General features: G+C 70.0%; 28 protein-coding genes. 21 read left to right on the top strand and 7 right to left on the bottom strand.

What is annotated here, in order from left to right:
• The first annotated feature begins 15 nt into the window (after positions 1-15).
• The 6 genes from kdpC (at position 16) to AB0259_RS07790 (ending at position 6,175) form a co-directional block, all read left to right on the top strand.
• Complete coding sequence (gene kdpC, locus AB0259_RS07815; protein WP_366222475.1) at positions 16-648, top strand: K(+)-transporting ATPase subunit C; 633 nt, start codon at positions 16-18, stop codon at positions 646-648.
• A gap of 2 nt (positions 649-650) precedes the next feature.
• Positions 651-3,134, top strand: a complete 2,484-nt coding sequence (locus AB0259_RS07810; RefSeq protein ID WP_366222476.1) for a DUF4118 domain-containing protein — start codon at positions 651-653, stop codon at positions 3,132-3,134.
• Positions 3,131-3,832: a response regulator transcription factor gene (locus AB0259_RS07805; protein WP_366222477.1), complete on the top strand. Its 702-nt coding sequence runs from the start codon at positions 3,131-3,133 to the stop codon at positions 3,830-3,832. Before AB0259_RS07810 ends, AB0259_RS07805 begins: the two co-directional genes overlap by 4 nt.
• Positions 3,833-3,911: 79 nt before the next feature.
• Positions 3,912-5,057, top strand: coding sequence for a zinc-dependent alcohol dehydrogenase (locus AB0259_RS07800; RefSeq protein ID WP_366222478.1), 1,146 nt, complete (start codon positions 3,912-3,914; stop codon positions 5,055-5,057).
• Positions 5,058-5,077: 20 nt separating this feature from the next.
• Positions 5,078-5,653, top strand: coding sequence for a hypothetical protein (locus AB0259_RS07795; RefSeq protein WP_366222479.1), 576 nt, complete (start codon positions 5,078-5,080; stop codon positions 5,651-5,653).
• A 192-nt stretch (positions 5,654-5,845) separates the two neighbouring features.
• Complete coding sequence (locus AB0259_RS07790) at positions 5,846-6,175, top strand: ATP-dependent DNA ligase (RefSeq protein WP_366222480.1); 330 nt, start codon at positions 5,846-5,848, stop codon at positions 6,173-6,175.
• A gap of 42 nt (positions 6,176-6,217) precedes the next feature.
• On the opposite strand, the gene AB0259_RS07785 is transcribed toward AB0259_RS07790, so the two are convergent.
• Positions 6,218-7,093, bottom strand: a complete 876-nt coding sequence (locus AB0259_RS07785) for a manganese catalase family protein (protein WP_251578292.1) — start codon at positions 7,091-7,093, stop codon at positions 6,218-6,220.
• A gap of 194 nt (positions 7,094-7,287) precedes the next feature.
• On the opposite strand from AB0259_RS07785, the gene AB0259_RS07780 reads away from it, so the two are divergent.
• A complete protein-coding gene (locus AB0259_RS07780) occupies positions 7,288-8,094 on the top strand; it encodes a lytic murein transglycosylase (protein WP_251578294.1) in 807 nt (268 codons plus the stop codon).
• A gap of 37 nt (positions 8,095-8,131) precedes the next feature.
• On the opposite strand, the gene AB0259_RS07775 is transcribed toward AB0259_RS07780, so the two are convergent.
• The gene (locus AB0259_RS07775; protein ID WP_366222481.1) at positions 8,132-8,323 is read right to left on the bottom strand and encodes a hypothetical protein; all 192 of its coding nucleotides are present in this window, start codon (positions 8,321-8,323) and stop codon (positions 8,132-8,134) included.
• Positions 8,324-8,711: 388 nt separating this feature from the next.
• Between AB0259_RS07775 and AB0259_RS07770 the strand changes: the two genes are divergently transcribed.
• The 4 genes from AB0259_RS07770 to AB0259_RS07755 all read left to right on the top strand — a co-directional run bounded on the left by AB0259_RS07770 (position 8,712) and on the right by AB0259_RS07755 (position 10,376).
• A complete protein-coding gene (locus tag AB0259_RS07770) occupies positions 8,712-9,002 on the top strand; it encodes a hypothetical protein (protein ID WP_251578298.1) in 291 nt (96 codons plus the stop codon).
• A 97-nt stretch (positions 9,003-9,099) separates the two neighbouring features.
• Entirely contained in the window at positions 9,100-9,414 is a 315-nt protein-coding gene (locus AB0259_RS07765; RefSeq protein ID WP_251578300.1) for a hypothetical protein, read from the top strand.
• Between the two features lie 68 nt (positions 9,415-9,482).
• Complete coding sequence (locus AB0259_RS07760; protein ID WP_251578302.1) at positions 9,483-9,713, top strand: hypothetical protein; 231 nt, start codon at positions 9,483-9,485, stop codon at positions 9,711-9,713.
• 105 nt (positions 9,714-9,818) lie between these two features.
• A complete protein-coding gene (locus tag AB0259_RS07755) occupies positions 9,819-10,376 on the top strand; it encodes a DNA starvation/stationary phase protection protein (RefSeq protein WP_251578304.1) in 558 nt (185 codons plus the stop codon).
• Positions 10,377-10,409: 33 nt separating this feature from the next.
• Here the strand turns inward: AB0259_RS07755 and AB0259_RS07750 are convergent, their stop codons facing one another.
• Positions 10,410-10,739, bottom strand: coding sequence for a hypothetical protein (locus tag AB0259_RS07750; protein ID WP_251578306.1), 330 nt, complete (start codon positions 10,737-10,739; stop codon positions 10,410-10,412).
• Between the two features lie 60 nt (positions 10,740-10,799).
• On the opposite strand from AB0259_RS07750, the gene AB0259_RS07745 reads away from it, so the two are divergent.
• The gene (locus AB0259_RS07745) at positions 10,800-11,123 is read left to right on the top strand and encodes an ATP-dependent DNA ligase (protein WP_251578308.1); all 324 of its coding nucleotides are present in this window, start codon (positions 10,800-10,802) and stop codon (positions 11,121-11,123) included.
• On the top strand, positions 11,101-11,589 hold the full coding sequence (locus AB0259_RS07740) for a CinA family protein (protein ID WP_251578310.1): 489 nt from the start codon (positions 11,101-11,103) through the stop codon (positions 11,587-11,589). Before AB0259_RS07745 ends, AB0259_RS07740 begins: the two co-directional genes overlap by 23 nt.
• Before the next feature lie 185 nt (positions 11,590-11,774).
• On the opposite strand, the gene AB0259_RS07735 is transcribed toward AB0259_RS07740, so the two are convergent.
• On the bottom strand, positions 11,775-12,128 hold the full coding sequence (locus AB0259_RS07735) for a hypothetical protein (RefSeq protein WP_251578312.1): 354 nt from the start codon (positions 12,126-12,128) through the stop codon (positions 11,775-11,777).
• A 32-nt stretch (positions 12,129-12,160) separates the two neighbouring features.
• Positions 12,161-12,316 carry a hypothetical protein gene (locus AB0259_RS07730; RefSeq protein ID WP_251578314.1) on the bottom strand — a complete coding sequence of 52 codons (156 nt, stop codon included), beginning with the start codon at positions 12,314-12,316 and terminating at the stop codon, positions 12,161-12,163.
• Between the two features lie 122 nt (positions 12,317-12,438).
• Between AB0259_RS07730 and AB0259_RS07725 the strand changes: the two genes are divergently transcribed.
• Together AB0259_RS07725 and AB0259_RS07720 are read left to right on the top strand one after the other, a co-directional pair.
• Positions 12,439-12,651, top strand: a complete 213-nt coding sequence (locus tag AB0259_RS07725) for a hypothetical protein (protein WP_251578316.1) — start codon at positions 12,439-12,441, stop codon at positions 12,649-12,651.
• A gap of 33 nt (positions 12,652-12,684) precedes the next feature.
• Positions 12,685-13,191 (top strand): MarR family transcriptional regulator, encoded by a 507-nt coding sequence (locus AB0259_RS07720; RefSeq protein ID WP_366222483.1) that lies wholly within the window; start codon positions 12,685-12,687, stop codon positions 13,189-13,191.
• Between the two features lie 24 nt (positions 13,192-13,215).
• On the opposite strand, the gene AB0259_RS07715 is transcribed toward AB0259_RS07720, so the two are convergent.
• Positions 13,216-13,767: a flavin reductase family protein gene (locus AB0259_RS07715; protein WP_366222484.1), complete on the bottom strand. Its 552-nt coding sequence runs from the start codon at positions 13,765-13,767 to the stop codon at positions 13,216-13,218.
• 231 nt (positions 13,768-13,998) lie between these two features.
• Here AB0259_RS07715 and AB0259_RS07710 point away from each other — a divergent pair, with 231 nt between their 5' ends.
• From AB0259_RS07710 to AB0259_RS07700, 3 genes are all read left to right on the top strand, one after another.
• On the top strand, positions 13,999-14,988 hold the full coding sequence (locus tag AB0259_RS07710) for a pyridoxal-phosphate dependent enzyme (RefSeq protein ID WP_366222488.1): 990 nt from the start codon (positions 13,999-14,001) through the stop codon (positions 14,986-14,988).
• On the top strand, positions 14,985-16,142 hold the full coding sequence (locus AB0259_RS07705; protein WP_366222490.1) for a cystathionine gamma-synthase: 1,158 nt from the start codon (positions 14,985-14,987) through the stop codon (positions 16,140-16,142). The genes AB0259_RS07710 and AB0259_RS07705 overlap by 4 nt, the downstream gene beginning before the upstream one ends.
• Before the next feature lie 101 nt (positions 16,143-16,243).
• Complete coding sequence (locus tag AB0259_RS07700; protein WP_366222492.1) at positions 16,244-17,227, top strand: Gfo/Idh/MocA family oxidoreductase; 984 nt, start codon at positions 16,244-16,246, stop codon at positions 17,225-17,227.
• Positions 17,228-17,230: 3 nt separating this feature from the next.
• On the opposite strand, the gene AB0259_RS07695 is transcribed toward AB0259_RS07700, so the two are convergent.
• Positions 17,231-17,812, bottom strand: a complete 582-nt coding sequence (locus tag AB0259_RS07695; RefSeq protein ID WP_366222494.1) for a DUF1992 domain-containing protein — start codon at positions 17,810-17,812, stop codon at positions 17,231-17,233.
• Positions 17,813-17,905: 93 nt separating this feature from the next.
• On the opposite strand from AB0259_RS07695, the gene AB0259_RS07690 reads away from it, so the two are divergent.
• The 3 genes from AB0259_RS07690 to AB0259_RS07680 are packed head-to-tail and all read left to right on the top strand — an operon-like array spanning position 17,906 to position 22,085.
• The gene (locus AB0259_RS07690; protein WP_366222495.1) at positions 17,906-18,523 is read left to right on the top strand and encodes a PadR family transcriptional regulator; all 618 of its coding nucleotides are present in this window, start codon (positions 17,906-17,908) and stop codon (positions 18,521-18,523) included.
• Positions 18,520-19,239 carry an ABC transporter ATP-binding protein gene (locus AB0259_RS07685; protein ID WP_366222497.1) on the top strand — a complete coding sequence of 240 codons (720 nt, stop codon included), beginning with the start codon at positions 18,520-18,522 and terminating at the stop codon, positions 19,237-19,239. Before AB0259_RS07690 ends, AB0259_RS07685 begins: the two co-directional genes overlap by 4 nt.
• The gene (locus AB0259_RS07680) at positions 19,236-22,085 is read left to right on the top strand and encodes an ABC transporter permease (protein WP_366222498.1); all 2,850 of its coding nucleotides are present in this window, start codon (positions 19,236-19,238) and stop codon (positions 22,083-22,085) included. The genes AB0259_RS07685 and AB0259_RS07680 overlap by 4 nt, the downstream gene beginning before the upstream one ends.
• Positions 22,086-22,097: the final 12 nt, after the last annotated feature.

Here is a 22,097-nt window from a genome sequence, read left to right as displayed (position 1 = left end):
GAAGGACACCTCCTCATGAACACCACGTCCCGCACCACCGGCCGGACCGTCGCCGTCGCCGTCCGCGCGATGATCGTCTTCACGCTCCTGCTCGGCGTCGGCTACACCGGTGTCGTCACCCTGTTCGGTCAGCTCGTCCTGCCGGCGCAGGCGGGCGGCTCCCTCCTCCGGAACGACGCCGGCGAGGTGGTGGGCTCCTCCCTGCTCGGTCAGTCATTCACGGATGCCGACGGTGCCGCGCTCCCGCAGTACTTCCAGTCCCGCCCCTCGGCGGCCGGCGACGGGTACGACGGCGGGGCGTCGTCGGGCTCGAACCTCGGGCCCGAGAACGACGACCTCGTCGCCGCGATCCGCGATCGGAAGGCCGCGGTCGCCGAGCGCGAGGGTGTGCCCGAGGCGGCGGTGCCCGCCGATGCGGTCACCGCCTCGGCATCCGGACTCGACCCGCACATCAGCCCCGCGTACGCTTCGATCCAGGTCGACCGCGTCGCCGAGGCCCGGGGTCTGCCCGTGTCGGAGGTCCGACGACTCGTCGCCGAGCACACGCAGGGACCCGACCTCGGGTACCTCGGTGGATCGACCGTGAACGTGGTGGAACTCAATCTCGCCCTCGACGGACTCAGCGGACGAGACGGGCTCGGAGGCTGACAGTGGGGGGACGGGGACGGCTGCGCGTGCTGCTGGGCGCCGCCCCCGGCGTCGGCAAGACGTACACGATGCTCGAAGAGGGGCGTCGCCTCGCCGCGGAGGGCAAGGACGTCGTCATCGCCGTCGTCGAGACCCACGGACGCGCGGCGACCCAGCGCATGACGGACGGGCTGGAGCAGGTGCCCCGCCGCGACGTGACCCACCGCGGGGTGACGCTGACCGAGATGGACCTCGACGGTGTGATCGCGCGACGCCCGGACGTCGCCCTCGTCGACGAGCTCGCGCACACCAACGCTCCCGGCTCGGCGAACGAGAAGCGCTGGCAGGACGTCGAGCAGCTGCGGGATGCCGGGGTCTCGGTCATCTCGACGGTCAACATCCAGCACATCGAGTCGCTCAACGACGTCGTCCAGCAGATCACCGGTGCACCGCAGCGCGAGACCGTCCCCGACCAGGTGCTGCGCGCCGCCGACCAGGTCGAGGTGGTCGATCTCGCTCCTCAGGCGCTGCGCGACCGGCTCGCCGGCGGGCTCATCTACCCCGCCGAGCGCGTGGATGCCGCCCTGTCGAACTACTTCCGTCTCGGCAACCTCACGGCGCTGCGCGAGCTCGCGCTGCTGTGGCTGGCCGACGAGGTCGATCAGGCGCTCACCTCCTACCGTGCGGAGCACGGCATCGACAGCCGGTGGGAGGCGCGCGAGCGCGTCGTCGTGACCCTCACCGGCGGGCCGGAGGGCGAGACCCTGCTGCGCCGCGGCGCCCGGATCGCCGCGCGGTCGGCGGGCGGGCAGCTGCTGGCGGTGCACGTGACGAGCAACGACGGGCTCCGCGGCGGCGACCCCGGCGCCCTCGCCGAGCAGCGCGCCCTGGTCGAGAAGCTCGGGGGGACCTTCCACCAGGTCGTGGGAGAGGACATCCCGACCGCTCTCGTCGAATTCGCGCGTTCCGTCAATGCGACGCAGCTCGTTCTCGGCGTCAGCCGCCGCAGCCGCCTGGCCGCGCTCGTCACCGGTCCCGGGATCGGCGCCACCGTCATCCGCGAGTCCGGCGACATCGACGTCCACATCGTCACCCACTCCGCCGCGGGCGGGCGCTTCGCGCTGCCGAGATGGGGCGGCGCGCTGTCGATGCGCCGACGCGTCGCGGGCTTCTTCCTCGCCTTCGTCGGGGGGCCGCTGCTCACCTGGCTCCTTGTGTCGTTCCACTCCGCGGAATCGATCACGAGCGACGTCCTCAGCTACCAGCTCCTCGTCGTCGTGGTCGCCCTCATCGGTGGCATCTGGCCCGCGCTGTGGGCGGCCGTCCTGAGCGGGGTCACCCTCAACTTCTTCTTCGTCGATCCGCTCTACACCCTGCAGATCAAGTCGCCGCGCGAGATCCTCGCCCTGCTGCTCTACGTCGTCATCGCCGTGCTCGTCAGCGTCGTCGTCGACCGCGCCGCACGCACCACCCGCGTGGCCCGCCGCGCGGCTGCCGAGGCGGAACTGCTCCAGACGGTGGCGGGCAGCGTCCTCCGGGGCGGCGGGGCGGTGGAGGCGCTCGTCGAGTGGACCCGCGAGGCATTCCGACTCGCCGGCGTGCGGCTCGTGTCGGGAGAGGTGACCCTCGCCTCGAGCGGTGAACCGCTGCGCGACGGGCGGCACACCGCCCTCCCCGTGGGTGAGCGCGCCGTGCTCGAACTGCACGGGCACGACCTGCAGGCGTCGGAACGCCGGCTGCTGTCCGCGATCGTCGCGCAGCTGGACGCCGCGCTGCAGCGCGCCGACCTGGCGGAGGTCGCCAGCGGGCTGGCCCCCCTCGAGGCGTCGGACCGGGTGCGGAGCGCCCTGCTGTCGGCGCTCAGCCATGATCTGCGTCGCCCGCTCGCGGCGGCGACCGCGGCCGTCGGCGGGCTCCGCAGTGGGACCTACAGCGACCGCGACCGCCTGGAGCTGCTGCAGACGGCCGACGAGTCACTCGGCACGCTCGCGACCCTCGTCACCGACCTCCTCGACGTGAGCCGCCTGCAGGCGGGCGCCCTCGCCGTCGCCCTGCAGGCGGTCGACCCGGCCGATGCAGTCCTCCCGGCCCTCGAGGAACTGGGTGCGGGACCGGCATCCGTCGACATCGATCTCGACGTGGATGCGGTCGTCCGCGCCGACCCCGTGCTGTTGCAGCGCGTGATCGTGAACCTGCTCGCCAACGCGCTGCGTTTCTCGCCGGAGGGGAAGAAGGTCCGCATCGCGACCAGCCGCTTCGGTTCCTCCGCCGAGATCCGCATCATCGATCACGGCCCCGGCATCCCCGCGGAGCGTCGCGACGACGTCTTCGTGCCGTTCCAGCGTCTCGGCGACACGGACAACAGCACCGGCCTCGGCCTCGGCCTCGCCCTCTCGAAGGGCTTCGTCGAGGGCATGGGGGGTACGCTCACCCCCGAGGACACCCCGGGCGGAGGGCTGACGATGGTCGTCTCCCTGCCGCTGGTCCGTGAGAAGGAGGGCGTGTGAGGATCCTCATCGCCGACGACGACCCGCAGATCGTGCGGGCACTCCGGATCACCCTCTCGGCACGCGGATACGAGGTGTTCACGGCGATCGACGGAGCCCAGGCGATCGCCGCCGCAGTCGATCACCACCCCGACATCTTCCTGCTCGATCTCGGGATGCCCCAGCTCGACGGGATCGAGGTCATCCACGCGATCCGCGGCTGGTCAGCGGCCCCCATCCTCGTCGTGTCGGGACGCACCGGAGCCGCCGACAAGGTCGACGCCCTGGACGCCGGCGCCGACGACTACGTGACGAAACCGTTCTCGATCGACGAGCTGCTCGCGCGCATCCGCGCCCTGACGCGGCGGGCGCCGCAGCAGGAACCCGACCCGGTGACCGAGTTCGGGTCCATCTCGGTGGACCTGGCCGCGCGGAGCGTCACGAAGACGACGGCGGGCCACACCGAGCGGGTGCGGCTCACTCCGACCGAGTGGCAGCTGCTGGAGATCCTCTTGCGCAACCCCGGCAAGCTCGTCACCCGACAGACGATCCTCAGCGCGATCTGGGGGAGCGAACATGTGACGGACACCGGCTACCTGCGGCTGTACGTCTCGCAGCTTCGTCGCAAGCTCGAGGACGACCCGGCGCAACCACGGCACATCCTCACCGAGGCGGGCATGGGATATCGCTTCGAGCTCGGAGCCTCGTCCCCCGACTGACACGTCGCACCCCGATGCGCAACCCCCTCCCTGCCCACGAGCCCGGCGATCAGGCTCGCGCGGAAACCGAGGAGGACTCATGAAGGCGATGACGTACCGCGGGCCGTACAAGGTCCGCGTCGACAGCAAGCGCGACCCCGTGATCGAGCATCCGGGTGACGCGATCGTCCGGGTGGAGCTGGCAGCCATCTGCGGATCCGACCTGCACCTCTATCACGGCATGATGCCTGACACCCGCGTCGGCCACACGTTCGGGCACGAGTTCATCGGTCGCGTCGAGGAGGTCGGCTCGTCGGTGCAGAACCTCACGCCCGGTGACCGGGTGATGGTGCCGTTCAACATCTACTGCGGCTCCTGCTTCTTCTGCGCGCGGGGTCTGTTCTCCAACTGCCACAACGTCAACGCGAACGCGACGGCGGTGGGTGGCATCTACGGCTACTCGCACACCACCGGCGGGTACGACGGCGGCCAGGCGGAACTGGTGCGGGTGCCCCTCGCCGACGTCGGTCCGCAGGTCATCCCCGACGACATCCAGTCCGAGGACGCTCTGCTCCTCACCGACGCATTCTCCACGGGCTACTTCGGATCTCAGCTGGCGGACATCGCAGCGGGAGACACCGTGGTGGTCCTCGGCGCCGGACCCGTCGGGCTCGCGGCGGCCCGATCGTGCTGGCTGATGGGAGCCGGTCGGGTGATCGTCGTCGACCACCTCGACTATCGGCTGCAGAAGGCGCGCGAATTCGCCTTCGCCGAAACGGTCCACTCCGGCGAGGTCGACGACGTCGTGGTCACCCTCAAGAAGATGACCGACGCGCTCGGGGCGGATGCCGTCATCGATGCCGTCGGCGCCGAGGCGGACGGCCACTTCCTGCAGCACGTCACCGCTGCCAAGCTGAAACTCCAGGGCGGATCGCCCATCGCACTCAACTGGGCGATCGACGCCGTCCGCAAGGGCGGCACGATCTCGGTCATGGGCGCGTACGGACCCCTCTTCAGCGCGGTCAAGTTCGGGGACGCCATGAACAAGGGCCTCACCATCCGCACGAATCAGGCCCCGGTGAAGAGGCAGTGGCCGCGTCTGTTCGAGCACATCCGTGCCGGACACGTCTCCCCGCGGGAGCTCATCACCCATCGCTTCGAGCTCGACGACATCGCCGAGGGCTATCACGTCTTCTCGTCGAAGCTCGACGGCATCATCAAGCCCGTCATCACCGTCGCCGGCTGACCCCGACACAAGGAGGAACCATGCCGTACACCGCAGACAAGCCGGGGGCCATCCCCGACCCCGACGAGCTCCGTCGTCGGATCCCCGGGTGGGGTGCAGATCTCGATCCCTCGGACCGCCCCGCCTTCCCGCGTGAGCAGCCGGGGATCCACACCGGCGCCCACTGGGACATACCCGAGCAGCAGCCGCACGGCGCCGGCCGCGAACGCTCGATCGAGCACAACCGCCTCACACCGGTCTTCGGTACCGCCCAGCCCCTGCACGGCGTCTCCGGACTCATCCGGCGGATCGCGTACGCACGGTTCAGTGAGGGGCAGACGCCCCACTGGATGCTGCTGATCCTGGGCGACCGGGTCGAGTCGACGGGCGCGCATGTGCGCTCGCTGTTCTCGCGTCGCCCCGACGACCCGGTGACGCAGTCCGGGGTGCTCGGTGAGCGCGGCCGTCACCCGATCGGCTCCCGGTTCGGCCGGGGCCGCGTCGACGTGCGGCACATGTGGCTGGATCCCCTTCTCGTCGTCGGACCATGGGTGCTCGCGGCGGTCGCCGTGACGAGAATCGGCCGAGCGGCGTTCGCGCGGGGGGCCCGTCGCTGACGGCGTGAGCGCGCGGCGACACGCCCGGGCTGACGTCCGGGGGTGCAGGCCCTGCGCCCCCGGGGTTGCGCGCTGGCCTCGCCGAGAGGAACGTGGCACGACGACGGAGATCTACCGCCCTGCGGATCCGCAGCACCGTGGTTCGCGGTGTGTCCGCAGTCGGGCGCACTTTCTCGGCGGGAGGGCCGCCCTATGGGTCGATTCACTTACAGCAGCCAGGTCAAGACCGAGGTGGAGGACAGGGCGCTCGCGCACCTGCAGGTCGTGATGGGCAACAAGCTGCGCCGCGGAGAATCCTTCTTCTTCACGTGGCGGGACGACGTGAGCGTCGGGGACGGACGACGGTCGGTGTGGATTCATCCGTCGGCCGACCTCGACTTCAAGTACTACGGGTCACGCGCGCCGGCGATGAACCGCACCTGGCTCGAGAAGCTCGCCTACGCGGCGAACTCGACGAGCGGCTTGTTCGTGATGTCCGAGCCGCCCGACGAGCCCGGCACAGGAACCATCGAGGCGATCTGAGGATCGGATGCCGGGCGCCCGTCGCCCGGCATCCGCCCATTCTCAGGAGAGCTTGTCCTTGATGACGCCCTCGGCCTTGTCGATCAGGTTCGGCTTCGGGTCGGTGCCGTAGAAGCGCGGATCGGGCTGCGTGGGGGGCGGCATCGGCACCGAGGTGTCCGGACCGTCGAGGTACGTGAACTCGCCCTTGCCGTCGGGGGTGGGGCCGCTGGCCCACGATCCTTCGGCAGCGGCTTGCCCGTCGGAGAAGTTGATGTACTTGTACGAGTGGTCGCGTGCCTCGTTCGACAGGGGGAAGTTGAGAGGCACCGGAAGGTCCTCGACGCCCTCCTCTCGCAGCTCCTGGGCGGCACGGATCCACTGGTTCTGGTGCATCGTGTCGCGCGCCAGGAGGAACGAGAGCATCTCGCGCACACCGTGGTCGTCGGTCATGTTGTAGATGCGGGCGACCTGCAGGCGTCCCTGCATCTCAGCGTTCGCGTTCGCGGTGAAGTCGGCGAGCATGTTGCCGCTGGCCGTCACGTACGAGCCCTGCCAGGGGTTGCCGTTGCTGTCCACGGGACGCACACCCGCACCCGCCACGATGGCCGCCTGAACGTCCATTCCGCCGATGACGGCGCCGAGGACCGGGTCGGATGCCGCAGCCGCTTCGCTCTGCTCGACCGGGGCCTTCTCGAGCAGCTGGGCGATCATGATCGCGAGCATCTCCACGTGCCCGAACTCCTCAGCCCCGATGCCGTAGAGCAGGTCGCGGTACTTGCCTGGGATGTGGGCGTTCCACGCCTGGAACCCGTACTGCATGGCGACGGTGATCTCGCCGTACTGCCCGCCCAGGACCTCCTGCATGCGTCGCGCGAAGATCGCGTCGGGTTTGTCGGGGGTGGCGGTGAACTGCAGTTCCTGTCGATGGAAGAACATCGTGTCTCCTGTCCGGTTGGGGCGGCGAGGGGAGGGATGCGGGATGCATCGTCGTCGCGTCCGGGGACCGTAGGCCGCGATCTCCGAGGCGGAGAGGGGCCTTGACGAGCTGACGGCGGCGTGCGACGCGTGCACGGCGGATCCTCACGCGGACGGGTTAGCGTGGTGCGGGCAGCGAATCGGGGGAGAGGCACATGGCGGGACGCCGGAGACCGTCGTCGACGCGCGGCGGTCGCGGCCGGCGCGCCGCACTCGCCGTCGGGATGGGTGTTGCGCCCGCCGTCGTCGTCATGGCGCTCGCTGCATGTCTGCCGACCGCCCTGCAGCGGGCCGAACCGGAAGGGGACCCCCTCCCACCCGTGTCGTCGCGGTGGGCTGATACGCCCCCGCCGGCGCTCGCCGTGGCGGGAGCGGATCCCTCCTCGGCTCCCGCAGTGACGCTCGTCGATGCCGACTGGGCAGCGCGTGTCGCAGAGGCCACGGGCATCCCTCGTCGTGCCGTCGTCGCCTACGCCGCGGCCGACCTCACCGTCGCCCACGAGCAGCCCTCCTGCGAGATCGGCTGGAACACGCTGGCGGGGATCGGGTGGGTGGAGTCGCGGCACGGGTCGTACGGAGGCTCTCGCCTCGACGAGAGCGGCCTGGTGACTCCCCGCATACGGGGTCCCCGACTGGACGGCGACGGGGTGGCGGCGATCCCGGACACCGACGGCGGTGCCCTCGACGGCGACGAGCAGTGGGACCGTGCGGTCGGGCCCCTGCAGTTCATCCCCGAGACGTGGCGGCGCTGGGGCGCCGACGGCGACGCCGACGGCACCCGCGACCCGAGCAACATCGACGACGCCGCCCTGGCGGCAGCTCGCTACCTCTGTCGCTCCGGGTCGATGGCGTCGGAGGGCGCCTGGAGAGACGCCGTGTTCACGTACAACCCTTTGACGCGGTACATCGACGATGTGGCAGTGAGAGCGAACGAATACGCTCAGCGCGCACCGGTGGGGTGACGTGACGGAGGCCGCACGCGGGTGCGGCCTCCGGGTATCAGCGGTCGGTGCGTTTCAGCGAGCTGCTCGAGTCGGCGGAGTCGGGGTCGACCCCGGGCTCCACTCCTTCGATCGGCACCGCGTCGTCCTTCTGCACCGCATCGCGGACCGCCTCGATCGGGTCCTCGTCGGGCAGCGAACCGCCCGGCAGGGATCCGTCCGACTCGGCTCGGTGTTCGGCATCGTCCATGACTGCTCCTCTCGTCGGGGTGTCGACGCTACGTGGCCCCGGGGGGAGCGACGGAGGGGCTTGCACAGGTGGGGCCCCGGCGATAAGCCCGATCGCCGGGGCCCGTTGTAAGGGCGGGAGAAAAAATCGGTGACCCGAACACCTCTCGTCTCGACCGTCCGCCTACGTACCTTGCATCGACAACGCTAGGCGAGCGGATGCGAGGTCTCGGGGGCATTGACGCCGTGCCCGGCCATCTGCTAGCTGGGCCCTTCGGTAACCCGCGTCCCAGACGGTGTCAAGCCCCTCGGTCCGGGGTGCGAACAGAGAGATGGTGTCTCTCGCGGGGAGGTCCGCTCGCTGCAGGTCGACGAAGATCTGCGAACACGCTACATCCGGAGGTGCGACCGTGAGTGACGATCCCATCGGAAGATTGACCCTCGAGCCGCTGTCCCCCTCGGCGTGGCGGCTCTGCGACTCGTCGGCGGCGGCATCTGATGCCGCGCATCTGCTGGCTTACGTCGAGGCCGCCGACGACGGCGGGTACGACGTCACGTGGGTCTACTGCGCGCGCGGTACCGCGTGGTACCCGACGGTCGATGAGCTCCTGCGCGGTGCGCTTCGACACCTCGCGGCGGCTGCGCCCCGCCGGGGAAAGCCGAAGCCGATCGCGCACCGCCCGCCCCTCGCTGCCCTATAGCGGTAATCCGCGCCCGGACCGCTGTCAAGATCGTGACTCGGCCGGAGATCCGTCGCATCCTGGATGCTTGATGTCCGTCCACGATCGAGGAGCACCGATGAACCGCATCGATATCTCGTACGGCGGACAGTGGTACAGCATCGGGAATCGCTCGGTGGAGGAGGTGCACCAGGAGATCCAGGAGGGAATGGCTGCCGGGCAGCACTGGCTCGCCGTCAACGACGGCGAGGGCAGCCCGCGCCCCGCCTATCTGTTCCTCACGCCCGGGGTGCCGATCGCGGTCATCCCCGTTCCGGAACCGCAGGACCCTCCGGCCGACAGCCAGGCTCCCGCCTTCGACGATCCCGATACCGACGGGATGCCGCCCGCCTGGCGCGGTCCCCGCATCCACCCCGACCGACAGCGACGCTGAGGTCTAACCCTGCTTCCGGTGACGGTCAAGGGGTGGCGCCCTCAGGGGTATGGCCGCAGACTCGGGTCATGAGCGACGCGAATCATGCCCGCGACGGCGTGCAGTCCGGCCCTTCGATGTCTCAGAACCCCGCCGACGACGGGCAGAGACTCGAGGGGATCCTCGTGCAGTGCCAGGCGGATCTCGCGGGTCAGGACGGCCTCGACCCTCGCCTTCTCCTGGAGCGTCGGCTGAAGGATGCCGGCATCACGCTCTCCGACGAGCAGATGACCGCCGCGCTGGCGCGCCTCGGCGTCTGAGGCATCCGGGCTATCACCGGCGCCGTCGTTGGCGCAACCCGATGTCACCCTGCCAGGTGCCGACGTAGCGTGGTGCCGACCCCGTTCGAAAGAGAAGGATGTGTCATGACGACGACAGAGACGAAGTCCGCGACCTCGGCGACCCGCAACAAGCGTCGCCCCGCGAAGTCGGGTGCTCAGCTGACGGAGGAGCAGAACGCGGAGCGCGGTTTCACCGCGTCGCAGAAGCTCAGCGACAACCTGCAGGCGGTCCTGGTCGACCTCCTCGAGCTCTCCATCCAGGGGAAGCAGGCCCACTGGAACGTGGTCGGCAAGAACTTCCGTGACACCCACCTGCAGCTCGATGAGATCATCGATGCCGCCCGCGAGTTCAGCGACACCGTGGCCGAGCGCATGCGCGCGCTCCACGCCGTCCCGGACGGCCGGAGCGACACGGTGGCCGAGACCACGACGCTCCCCGAGTTCCCCCACGGCGAAGTCCTGACCTCCGATGTCATCGATCTCGTCACCGAGCGCCTCGAGGCGACCATCTCGACGTGCCGCGAAGTGCACGACGAGGTCGACGACGAGGACCCGACGAGTGCCGACATCCTGCACGGCATCCTCGAGAGCCTCGAGCAGTTCGCCTGGATGATCAGCGCGGAGAACCGCACTCCCCGCTGATCCCGACGAGCACGACGTCCCTCGAGGGCCGCATCACTCCGTGATGCGGCCCTCGTGCTCGTCGTCGAACATCTCGGGCAGGAGCTGGATGCCGCCCGAAGAGTTGGCCGACGCTGCCAGCTCCTCGATCCACTCCCGGTTGAGCGTCGGCGGCTCGGGCTCGTCGAAGACGAAACGCAGGGGGATCGCAGGGTGGAGCCAGATCGTGGTCCGACCGCGGGGGTCGCCGTCGGGGTGCCGCCACGAGAGGGTGAACGCCTCGGAGCGGCGGAGCTTGGTCGCGATCACGATCTTCAGGTGAGCGAGAGCACGATCTGCGATCCGGATCGGGGTCGCAGAGCTGCCGTAGTAGATCACACCCATGGGGCCACCATAATGGGAGGTAGCCGTCGCGACTCCGCGACGACACGACGAGGGGGCGCAGTGGGCAAGTTCATCTACGAGGATTCCATCAAGGTGGACTTCGAGGACCGTACCCTGGCTCATCTGCAGCAGGTCATCGGCAACAAGCTGCGTCGCGGCGAGTCGTTCCACTTCACGTGGCGCGATGACAAGAGCATCGGCGAGGGACGCACCTCGGTCTGGCTGCACCCGCACGCCTCGCTCGTGTTCAAGTACTACGGCAGCCGCCAGTCGCGCATCAACCGCGCCTGGTCCGAGGCGCTCATGTATGCAGCGAACTCGCCGGCGGGCCTCCACCTCGTCCCCGAGCCCGCTGATTCCGGTGAGGCCGAGAGCGCTGGCTGACCTCGTCGAGCGCATCGCCGACGCGGCCGACCGCGTCGGCGCAGTCTGCGCGGTCGCCGAGTCCCTGACGAGCGGACGGCTCGCAGCCCAGGTGGGGCGGGGGCCATCCGCTCAGGACTGGTTCGCCGGCGGCGTCGTCGCGTATCAGGTGCGCGTCAAGGAGGACGTCCTGGGCCTCGCGCCCGGCACCGACCCGTGCTCACCCGAGTGCGCGGAGCAGCTCGCACGCGGGGTCCGGGCCCTGCTGCGCGCAGACGTCGCGGTCTCGACGACGGGAGTCGGCGGGCCCGACCCTCAAGACGGGCATGCGCCGGGAACCGTCTATCTCGGCTGGGCGACGGCGGATGCCGCCGGTCACCAGCTCCTGCGGTTCGACGGTGAGCCTGTCGAGGTCATCGATCAGGCCGTCGAGGCGGCACTGAATCTCCTGCTGAGCACCCTCGACGACACGCGCCCGGGCGGCTGACCACACGGCCCTCCGCCTCGCACACGAAGATGCCGCCCCGCGCCGTGGGGGGATCGGCGAGCGGGGCGGCACTGTGGGGGTGGGCTGGGGTCACACCAGAAGAGGCGGGCTCCCGAAGCGTTCGGTGAAGTCGGCGGCTAGGGCGTCCTCGTAGGCGTCCGCGTCGTCGGTCAAGTCGGAGTGATTCATGCAGCGGCCACCGGACGACGTGTCTCGGGTCGCGCAGACGAGATCTCCGGGATGTCGAGGTCGGCATCGAGGACGAGTCCGCCGTTCGACGTGGCCTGGTCCGCCATCTCCCGAAGTGTGCCGGGGTTGAGGGCGATCGCCGCCGCCTGGTCGTAGACGAAGCGGAGCGGGATGGCCGGCTGGAACCAGAGGGTCGTGCGACCCTCACCCTCCTCGCCGGTTCCCTTCCAGGAGACGACGAAACTCTCGCTACGACGCAGCTTGGTGGTCGCAACCGCAGCGAGGTGGGCGAGGATGCGGTCCGGCATGACGATGGGGGAGTCGAGGTTCCCGTAGTAGAGGCTTCCCATGACGTTCTCCTGTTGTGGGTCGTGGTGAGGGGTCAGTGGTGGGCCGGCCGGGCCGTGGTCCGGTGGGGCCGCTGTCGTGCGAGCGAATCGAGGATGAGCGCCCTCCACCCCGTGCGCTGCTCGGGGATGAGAGCGACCCCGAGCGCGGTGAAGGGCGCCGGGATGGGGTGTGAGGGTGTGGGAGTCATCGTTCCGTTCCTGAATTACTAGCTAAACAATACATCTAGTAGATTTCACATCTCTTGTCTATCATTGAATCCGAGAAGGACAGAAACTGTCACAGATTCGGACATGTAAGGTGGTGAAGTCGATGGAGGTGCTCGACTCGTACGACTCTGTGGACGTCCGCGACACGGTCGCGACGTGGCACGAGGTCGAGGCGGGCTTCTGGGTCGGCAACACCCACGGCGCGTTCCTCGGGACCGTCGAGAGAAGCTCAACCGGTTGGATCGCACGCGATCACATCGGAGGGTTCGTAGGGAAGTATCCGGATGCGGCTGAGGCTCGGGCGGCAATCGGATGATGTCGGTCAGTCGTCACGAGCCGAGGAGTTGACATGCCTCAGTCGATCGTGCGTCACGAGCACACCCACCTTTACGCCGCCCAGCCTCAGACAGAGGCGGGACGGCAGCTCAGCAGTGCCATCCTCGAGCTCCGCCACGCCGAGCAGGTCCAAGCGGACCGGTCGCAGCGCATCTCCGGACTGGGCGGCATCGATCTGGCCGCGCTCCGCTACCTCGTCCAGGCCCAGCGCGAGGAGCGCGAAGTCAGCCCGAAGGACCTCATCGTCATGCTCGGGACCTCGAGCGCCACGGTCACGAACGTGATCGAACGACTCGTCGGCAAGAGCTACGTCCTCCGCGAGCAGCACCCCTCGGACCGGCGTGCGCACTACCTCGTTCCCACCGAGTCCGCCGCGAACCTGGTCGACGAGGTGTACGGCGCTCACCACGGTGCCGTCGTGTCGGTCATCGACAACCTCGATGAGAACGCCGCCAGCGTGACGGCGGAGACCATCCGCCGCATCGCCGCCGCGCTCGACGACCTGGCCCGCCGCGGCTGATCAGCCGCGGCGGTACCGCGGGCGTCAGATCACCGAATCGGGCCCCAGCCGGTGCCACGTGCGGTTGTGGTACACCAGCGGTGACGCCGATTCCCGCGCGATGTTCGCCTGGAGCGCGTGCGCGGCGATGACTGTCGATCCGCCGGCATCCATCCGATCGATCACGGCGCATCGCACCCATGCGCGAACGCCGTGGTACACCGCCTCACCCGTCACGAGGCGGGACCAGGGGACCTCCGCGAAGCGGTCGATTCCACTCGTCGCTCCGATCTCGGCGAGGCGCAGGTCGTCCGCGTCCAGGAGATGGACGACGAGCGTCTCGGTCTTGGCGAGGACCGGGGCCGCCGAGGACTGCGCCGACACCGAGAAGATGAGGAGTGGCGGGTCGGCGCTGACGGACGACACAGAGGTCGCGGTGAGCGCGACGGGGCCGTCCCCGGCATCCGCGGTGATGACGGCGACACCGCCTGGATGCCCGCGGAAGACGGCCTTGAACTCCTCGGGCGAGAGCGACTCGCCCAGTCCGGAGGCGGCGTGCTCGCGATCACCCGGCGTGGCATGTGCGGGGGAGGTCATACATCGAACCTACGGTCGCGCGACGGGCACGCGGGTCGTGTGTCCGAACCTTTCCTCCTGTTGCGTCAGATGACGAGGAGACAACCCGGGCGCGGATGCCGGGTGTCCGGTACGCTGATGGGGTGCTGACCTTTCGCTGTTGTCGTCGCTGACCGCCGGTTACCCGGCGACTCCCGCGACCCCATCAGCTTCCGCGCCTCTGCGAGCGCGGCATCCCGTCAGGAAGAACCCGTGCGCTACGCCAGCTCCATCGCCGACCTCGTCGGCAACACCCCCCTCGTCCGGCTGAACTCCGTCACCGAGGGCGTCTCCGCCACCGTCCTCGCCAAGGTGGAGTACTTCAACCCGGGCAGTTCGGCCAAGGATCGCATCGCGCGAAACATCATCGACGCCGCGGAACGCGACGGGCTCCTGAAGCCCGGGGGGACGATCGTCGAGCCCACGAGTGGCAACACCGGGGTCGGGCTCGCCCTCGTCGCCCTGCAGCGCGGCTACCGCATGATCTTCGTCGTGCCCGACAAGTTCGCGGGCGAGAAGGTCGCCGTCCTCAAGGCGTACGGCGCCGAGATCGTGATGACGCCGACGAGCGTCCCGCCCGAACATCCCGACTCCTACTACAGCGTCTCCGACCGGCTCGCCGCGGAGATCCCGGGGGCGTTCAAGCCGAACCAGTTCGCGAACCTCAACGGGCCCCGCGGTCACTACGAGACCACAGGCCCCGAAATCTGGCGCGACACGGACGGGCGTGTGACCCACTTCGTCGCCGGTGTCGGCACGGGCGGGACGATCAGCGGTACGGGCCGCTTCCTCAAGGAGGCGAGCTCCGGCGCGGTCACGGTGGTCGGCGCCGACCCCGAAGGGTCCATCTACTCCGGTGGGGACATCCACGGATACCTCGTCGAGGGCGTCGGTGAGGACTTCATGCCCGCGACCTTCGACCCGACCGTCGTCGACCGCTACGAGCGGGTGGGCGATGCCGAATCCTTCTCGATGACCCGCCGCCTCGCCCGTGAGGAGGGGCTGCTCGTCGGCGGCTCGTCGGGGATGGCGGTCGTCGCCGCGCTGCGTGTCGCGCGCGACCTGCCTGGGGATGCCGTCATGGTCGTCCTTCTGCCCGACCACGGTCGCGGCTACCTCAGCAAGATCTACGACGACGGCTGGATGACCGATCACGGCTTCTCCGTCGCCACCGAACCCACGACCACCGGGAGCCTCGCATGAGTGCACAGTCCTCTGCTCGCGGCTTCGCGAGCCTCGCCGTCCACGCCGGTCAGGAGCCTGACCAGACGACCGGCGCGGTCATCCCGCCGGTTCACTTCTCGACCACCTTCGCGCAGGACGGCATCGGCGGTCTGCGCGGCGGGTACGAGTACGGCCGCAGCGGCAACCCGACCCGCACCGCGCTGCAGACGCAGCTGGCCGCGATCGAGGGCGGCGCGCACGCGCTGTCGTTCGCCTCGGGGCTCGCGGCCGAGGACGCCCTCCTCCGTGCCGTCCTCCGTCCCGGCGACGAGGTGCTGCTGGGCAACGACGTCTACGGCGGCACGTTCCGCCTGATCTCGCGTGTGCTCGGCGACTGGGGCGTGAAGCTGCGCGTCGTCGACATGAGCGACCCCGAGGCCGTCCGGGCGGCGGTCGCTGAGCGAGCGCCGCGCATCCTCTGGGTCGAGACGCCGTCGAACCCGCTGCTGCGCATCACCGACATCGCGGGCCTCGCCGAGATCGGGCACGGTGTCGGTGCGCTCGTCGTCGTCGACAACACCTTCGCCACCCCCGCATTGCAGCGCCCGCTGTCGTTCGGCGCGGACGTCGTCGTGCACTCCACGACCAAGTACCTCGGCGGCCACTCCGACGTCGTCGGGGGCGCGCTCGTGCTGAACGACGAGGAGCTGGCTGAGAAGATCGGCTTCCTCCAGTTCGCGGTCGGCGCCGTGTCCGGACCCCTGGACGCGTGGCTCACGACGCGCGGCATCAAGACGCTCGCCGTGCGCATGCGCCAGCACAGCGAGAACGGCATGGCCGTGGCATCCTTCCTCGACGGACACGATCGGGTCGCGCGGGTGTACTACCCCGGCCTGTCGTCGCACCCCGGGCACGAGCTCGCGTCGCGGCAGATGACCGGCTTCGGCGGCATCGTCTCGCTCGCGCTCGAGTCGGGCGAGGCCGCACGACGATTCGCGGAGTCGCTGCGTCTGTTCACGCTCGCGGAGTCGCTCGGAGGCGTCGAGTCGCTCGTGAACTACCCCGACGCGATGACGCACGCCTCCGTTCGCGGCACGGAGGCGGCTGTCCCCGTCGAGGTCGTGCGCCTGTCGGTGGGGATAGAGGACTCCGCCGACCTGCTCGCCGACGTCGAGCAGGCCCTACAGGCCTGACCCGGCCGGCCGGCGTCCGACCCGCCCGCGCGACGGCGTGTCGGCATGAATCTCCGTTGTTCAGCCGCGGTGAGGTTCTCGCTCGGCGATAGCGTGGCCGGATGACACACGCACGATGGGCCATCCTCGGTGCCGGCGCGATAAGCGGCGACTTCGCCCACGCCCTGCCCGACTCCGATCTCGGCAGACTGTACGCGGTCGGCGCGCGAGACGTCTCGCGGGCGGAGGAGTTCGCCGCCGCGCACGGCGCGACCGTCGTGGGGACGTACGACGAGATCCTCGACCGCGACGACATCGACGCGGTGTACATCGGCACAGTGCACACCACGCACACGGAGCTCGTGGAGCGGGCGCTGGACACCGGCAAGGCGGTCCTGTGCGAGAAGCCGCTCGGGGTGGATCCGGCCGAGACGGATGCCGCCGTCGCCGCAGCTCGCCGCGCCGGACTGCCCGTCGTCGAGGCCTTCAAGTACCGCTTCGGTCCGTTCGCCGACCGGCTGCGCGAGCTCGTCGCGGGGGGCGCCCTCGGTGACCTGGTTGAGATCGAGTCCTCCCTCGGCTTCGCCGCCGGGAATCGGACGGGGCGCCTGTTCGATCCTGCGACCGCGGGGGGCGCGATCCTCGACGTCGGCTGCTATCCGATGTCGCTCGTCGTCGGCGTGGCCGCCTGGGCGGGGCACGACCTGGACGGACTGGCCGTGCAGGCGGTGGCCGGCACGATCGGCGAGACCGGCGTCGACGAGAGCGCTGCGGCATCCGTCGACCTCGGCGGCGCCTCGGCGAACATCCGCACCGCGATCGTGCACGACCTGCCGCGGTTGACGCGCATCGTCGGGCGCGAGGCGAGCCTGGAGATCCCCAACGTGTGGGGAAGCCGGACCGACAGCACCGCGGCGGCCACCCTCATCCGGACCGACGGCACCCGCGAGGAGATCGAGGTGCCGACCGTGCAGCCGATGGCTGCCGAGGCGGATGCCACGATCCGCGCCCTCCGCGAGGGGCGGGTCGAGGCGCCCGAGATCCCCTGGGCCGAGACCCAGGCGATCGCGCGCCTGCTCGCGCAGTGGCGCGACGGCATCGAGTGACCCTCAGCCCCCGCGCCGCCACCACCGGCGCGCGGGCCGCTCGGATCCCGCCGGGGGAGCGGATGCCGCGGCGCGAGCCTCGCGCCGGGCGCGCCATGCGGCGACCTCCTCGTCGGGGTCGCGCGTCGGGGTGACGACCGGCGGCCCGCCGAGCAGCTGCCGGCGCGCCTCGACGACGCGTCGGGAGAAGTCCTCGGTGTACTCGCGGACATCCTCCTCGCGGTGGAAGGCGTCGACGCGATCCTCGAACTCGGCGTGCTCGATGCGCAGACGGAGGGCGGGCGGGCCGAGGCCGGACAGCTGTTCGGTCTGGATCTTGCGCTTGATCCACCAGTCGGGGTCGTGAGACCCGCCGAGCCCCTCGAGCGGCTTGCCGGCGCCGGGCAGATCGTCGAAGTCGCCGCGGCGGATCGCCTGCTGGATGGCGGTCTCGACGTACATCGCCCGTTCGGTCCCCGTGGGTGTGCCGGCGTGCCGTTCCGGTTCGGCGGGCACCTCGTCGCCGTGCTCGCGCGCGGCCCGATCGACCCGGTATTGCGCCGCACGAAGGCGGGGGTCCTCATCCATGCCGTGGTCATCGGCCATTCAACCAGGGTACGGCGCGCTGCTCTTGCGTCGGCGTTGCCGGGTATGCATATACTCAGAAAACACATACCCGGTATGCAGCGAGGAGTTCCGATGTCGGTACGTTCGAGCCTCTTGGCGATCCTGGATCAGGGTCCCTGTTACGGCTACCAGCTGCGTGCGGAGTTCGATCGCCGCACCGGGTCGACCTGGCCCCTCAATGTCGGCCAGATCTACAACACCCTCGACCGCCTCGAGCGCGACGGGCTGGTCGAGAAGGGCGACGTCGACGAGCAGGGTCACGTCTACTGGCAGATCACGGACGCCGGATCCGCCGAGGTCCGGGAGTGGCTCGACGCTCCCGTGGAGCGATCCCAGGGGACGCGCGACGAACTGGCGATCAAGCTCGCCGTCGCCGCGACGCTGCCGGGCGTCGATCTCTCCACCGTGATCCAGCGTCAACGGTCTGCGTCGCTCCGGCAGCTGCAGGAGCTGAATCGCGCCAAGTACGCGGGCGCGAACCCCGACGGACCCGAGGAGCTCGCGTGGTCCCTCGTCGTCGATTCGATGATCTTCTCCGCCGAGGCCGAGGTGCGATGGCTCGACCACACCGAGCAGCGGCTCGCGCGGCATCCTCACCGCACGATGGGGCTGGAGCTGTCCACCGAGACACCCAAGCGGGGAAGGCCTGCCAAATCCGAGGCGGGCACAGCCGAGGCGGTCATTCGATGAGCGCCGCCGTCCTGCAGCTGGTGGGGGTCACGCAGCAGTACGGCGAGGGCGAGACGAGCGTCTCGGCATTGTCGGGCGTCGATCTGACGGTCGACAAGGGGGAGCTCGTCGCGATCATGGGAGCGTCCGGTTCGGGCAAATCCACGCTTCTGTCGATCGCAGGCGGGTTGCAGAAGCCCACCAGCGGCGAAGTCGTCGTCGAGGGGACGTACCTCTCGACGGCGACACGTCGCGATCTCGCGCAGCTCCGGCGGCGCTCCCTGGGTTTCGTCTTCCAGGACTTCAATCTCATCCCGACCCTCACGGCGGTCGAGAACGTGACGCTGCCGCTGGAGCTCGACGGCTTCCGGGCCCGGGTGGCGCGCCGTGCGGGTCGCGATGCCCTTGCCTCGGTCGGTCTCGAGGACAAGCTCGATTCCTACCCCGACGACCTGTCGGGAGGGCAGCAGCAGCGCGTCGCGATCGCCCGCGCGGTCGTCGGCGGCCGCCGGTTGATCCTCGCCGACGAGCCGACGGGTGCGCTGGACTCCGTCACGGGGGAGGCGGTCATGAAGATGATCCGCCACCGCGTCGATCAAGGGGCCGCCGGCATCCTCGTCACCCATGAGCCGCGGCACGCGGCGTGGGCGGACCGCATCGTCTTCCTCCGCGACGGCCGCATCGTCGACGAGTCGCAGCGCCGCGGCGCCGACGCCCTCCTGTCGGACGCGCGATGACCGCCGTGCAGGACCGGCCCCGAGCGGGTGCCGGTGCCCGCCGCCGCACGGAGCGCCCGAAGCCCTCGCGCACGGCGCGCCTGCGGGTCTCGGTGCGCATCGCCCGGCGTCAGGTGCGCCGGACGTGGGTGTCGTCGCTGTTGATCATGTCGCTCATCGCCCTGCCGATCGCTGGGATGGCGGGGGTGGCGGTGTTCGTCGCGAGCATGATGCCGACGGTCGACGAGCGACTCTCGGCCGACCTCGGACAGATGGAGGCGTGGGTCGCGCCCCTGGGAGCCGCGGACGCCGGGTTCTGGCAGGTCCCGACCGACCCCTACACGTCAGGCTACGGCGACGGATGGGGGAGCGGGAACGAAGAGGTCACAGCCGTCGACCCCGTTTCCGTGCTGCCCGCGGGCACCGAGATCCTCAAGGTCTCGAACGGTCGCGAGCGCATCGAGACGACGGCGGGCATCGCTGCCGTGTCGGCCTGGGGAGGCGCGGTCGGCGATCCTCGGTTCTCGCCGCGCTTCGAGATGCTCTCCGGGCGGGCGCCGACCGGTGCCGAAGAGGTGATGGTCACCCCCGCGACGTTGGACCGCGTCGGCGCACGGGTCGGCGGCACGCTCACGCTCGTGGACGGTGGCGATGCGGTCACCATCGTGGGGACGTTCGACGACAACACGCTTCCCGACGTCGACAGCGCCCTCGCTTTCGCGGACCCCGACCGGTACGACGAGGCGAAGTGGTACCTGCCGGAGACGCCCCTGTCGTGGCCTCAGGTCCAAGAGCTCAACGAGGACGGCATCGCCGCCTACTCGCGCGAGGTCGTGCTCGACCCGCCGTCGTTCACCTACCCCGATGGGACCGAGCCGTACACCGCTGCGACCGCCGAGGCGCAGCAGTATCTCTCACTGACCGCAGCGCTCGGAGCCGGCGGACTCGCCGCCGCGTACATGGTCGTCATGCTTGCCGGGGCAGCTTTCGCCGTGAGCGCGCGACGTCAGCAACGAGCGCTCGCGATCGCCGCCAGCGTCGGAGCCGAGCCGCGTGATCTGCAGCGCGTGGTCCTGTTCCAGGGCACCTTCCTCGGCCTCGTCGGAGGTGCCGTGGGGCTCTTCGCCGGAATCGGGCTCGCGGCACTGGTCATCGCCCTCACCCACAACGGTTCGGCGACCCAGTTCTGGGGTTTCCACGTCCCGTGGGTCATCCTGGTCGCCGTCCTCGTCTTCGCGACGCTTGTGGGTACGGCGTCCGCTTTCGTCCCGGCCCGCTCGGTCGGACGTTCCGACACGATCAGCGCCCTCCGAGGCGCGCGTCGTCCGCAGCGAGTGAACGCGTCTCGGCCCCTGTGGGGCTCGCTCCTACTCATCGTCGGAACCGTCATCACGGTGGTGTGCGGTCTCGCGGCTGCGGCGGTGGCGACCGACATCGCGATCCCCTACGACTCGCCGGTCCGATGGCTTCCGACGGTGGGCATCATCGGCGGGCCCGTGCTGGCGCAGATCGGCATCCTCATCTCCGGCCGGTGGCTGCTGTGGCTAGCTTCCCGGCTGCTGTCCCGCTTCGGCATCGCGGCGCGCATCGCGGCGCGGGATGCCGTCGCCAACGGCGCGCGCACGGTTCCCGCGTTCGCGGCCATCGGTGCCACCGTGTTCGTCGGTATCTTCGCGGTGGGCCTCGGCATGATGACGACCGGGCAATCGGAGCGCACGTACTCCTACAGCGCTCCGGTGGGAACCGCCTACGTCGACGTCTACTCGAACGGGGCGGACCCGCTGACCCCCGAGACCACGGCCGCGGCGACCGCAGAGATCGCCGAGGCATTGCGCACGGCAGGGGCGACGACGACCGCCGTCGTGCAGCGGCAGCAGCCGACGTGGGCGGAGGACGCGGCGGAAATCCCGGCCGATGCCGAGCGGGCCATCGCTCTCACGCCGGATGCCTTCCTCATGGGCCAGAACGACCCTCAGGGCGGCTGGTCGCACTTCGGCGACTCGACGAACAACATCCTCGTCATCGCTCCCGACGATCTCGCAATCGTCATGGGCGTCACCCTCTCGGCATCCGACCGTGCGGCCTACGAGGACGGCGCGGCCGTCGTCGCGGACGATCGACTCATCGTCGACGGCGCGATCGACATCGCCGCGTGGCCGGAGCGGGCCTGGCAGTCAGGCGTTGCGCCCGACAACTCCTACCGACCCGCGGCCTGGCAGGACATCGACGAGCCGTCGTGGGAGCGGCAGGCTCAGGCCATCGGGGTCGACGCGCGCGAGCAGGGGATCGCCGTCGCGATCGCTCCCGCGACCGCGGCCTCGTGGGGGCTGCAGGTGGTCGGCACCGCCATGTACGCCGAGTTCCCCGAGGGTGCAGAGGTGGCAACGGGTGATCGGCTCCACGCACTGTCGGAGTCGCTGACAACCGAGTCGTACGGCGTCTGGATCTATCGGGAGAACGGCCCCGCGGATCCGTCCTCGTGGCTCGTCCCCCTCCTCGCTGCCGTCGCGGTCCTCGTCCTCGGCGCGAGCGCCGTCGCTCTCGGCCTCGCGCGCTTCGAGCGTCGACCCGACGACGCGACGCTCGCGGCCGTCGGCGGTACGCCCGGGCTGCGGCGGCGCATCGGCCTCTGGCAGGGACTCGTGATCGCCGGGTTTGGGACCTTCGCGGGCGCGGTCGCCGGCATCTTGCCGCCGATCGGATTCTGGCTGCAGTCGCAGACCTCCTGGGAGCCGTTGAGCCTCGCCGACATCCCGTGGTGGCTGCTCGGCGCGCTCGCGCTCGCGTTGCCACTCGGCATCGCGCTCGTGAACTGGCTCGTGCCGCCGCGCGAGCCCGAGCTCACGCGACGGAACGTCATCGCGTGAGCGCGGGAGGCC

Origin of the sequence: Microbacterium sp. NPDC080005, from assembly GCF_040702445.1 — a bacterium.
Taxonomy (GTDB): Bacteria; Actinomycetota; Actinomycetes; order Actinomycetales; family Microbacteriaceae; genus Microbacterium; species Microbacterium oleivorans_D.
Note: the sequence above shows the minus strand (reverse complement) of the source record. Positions and strands in the feature narration are given on the sequence as shown.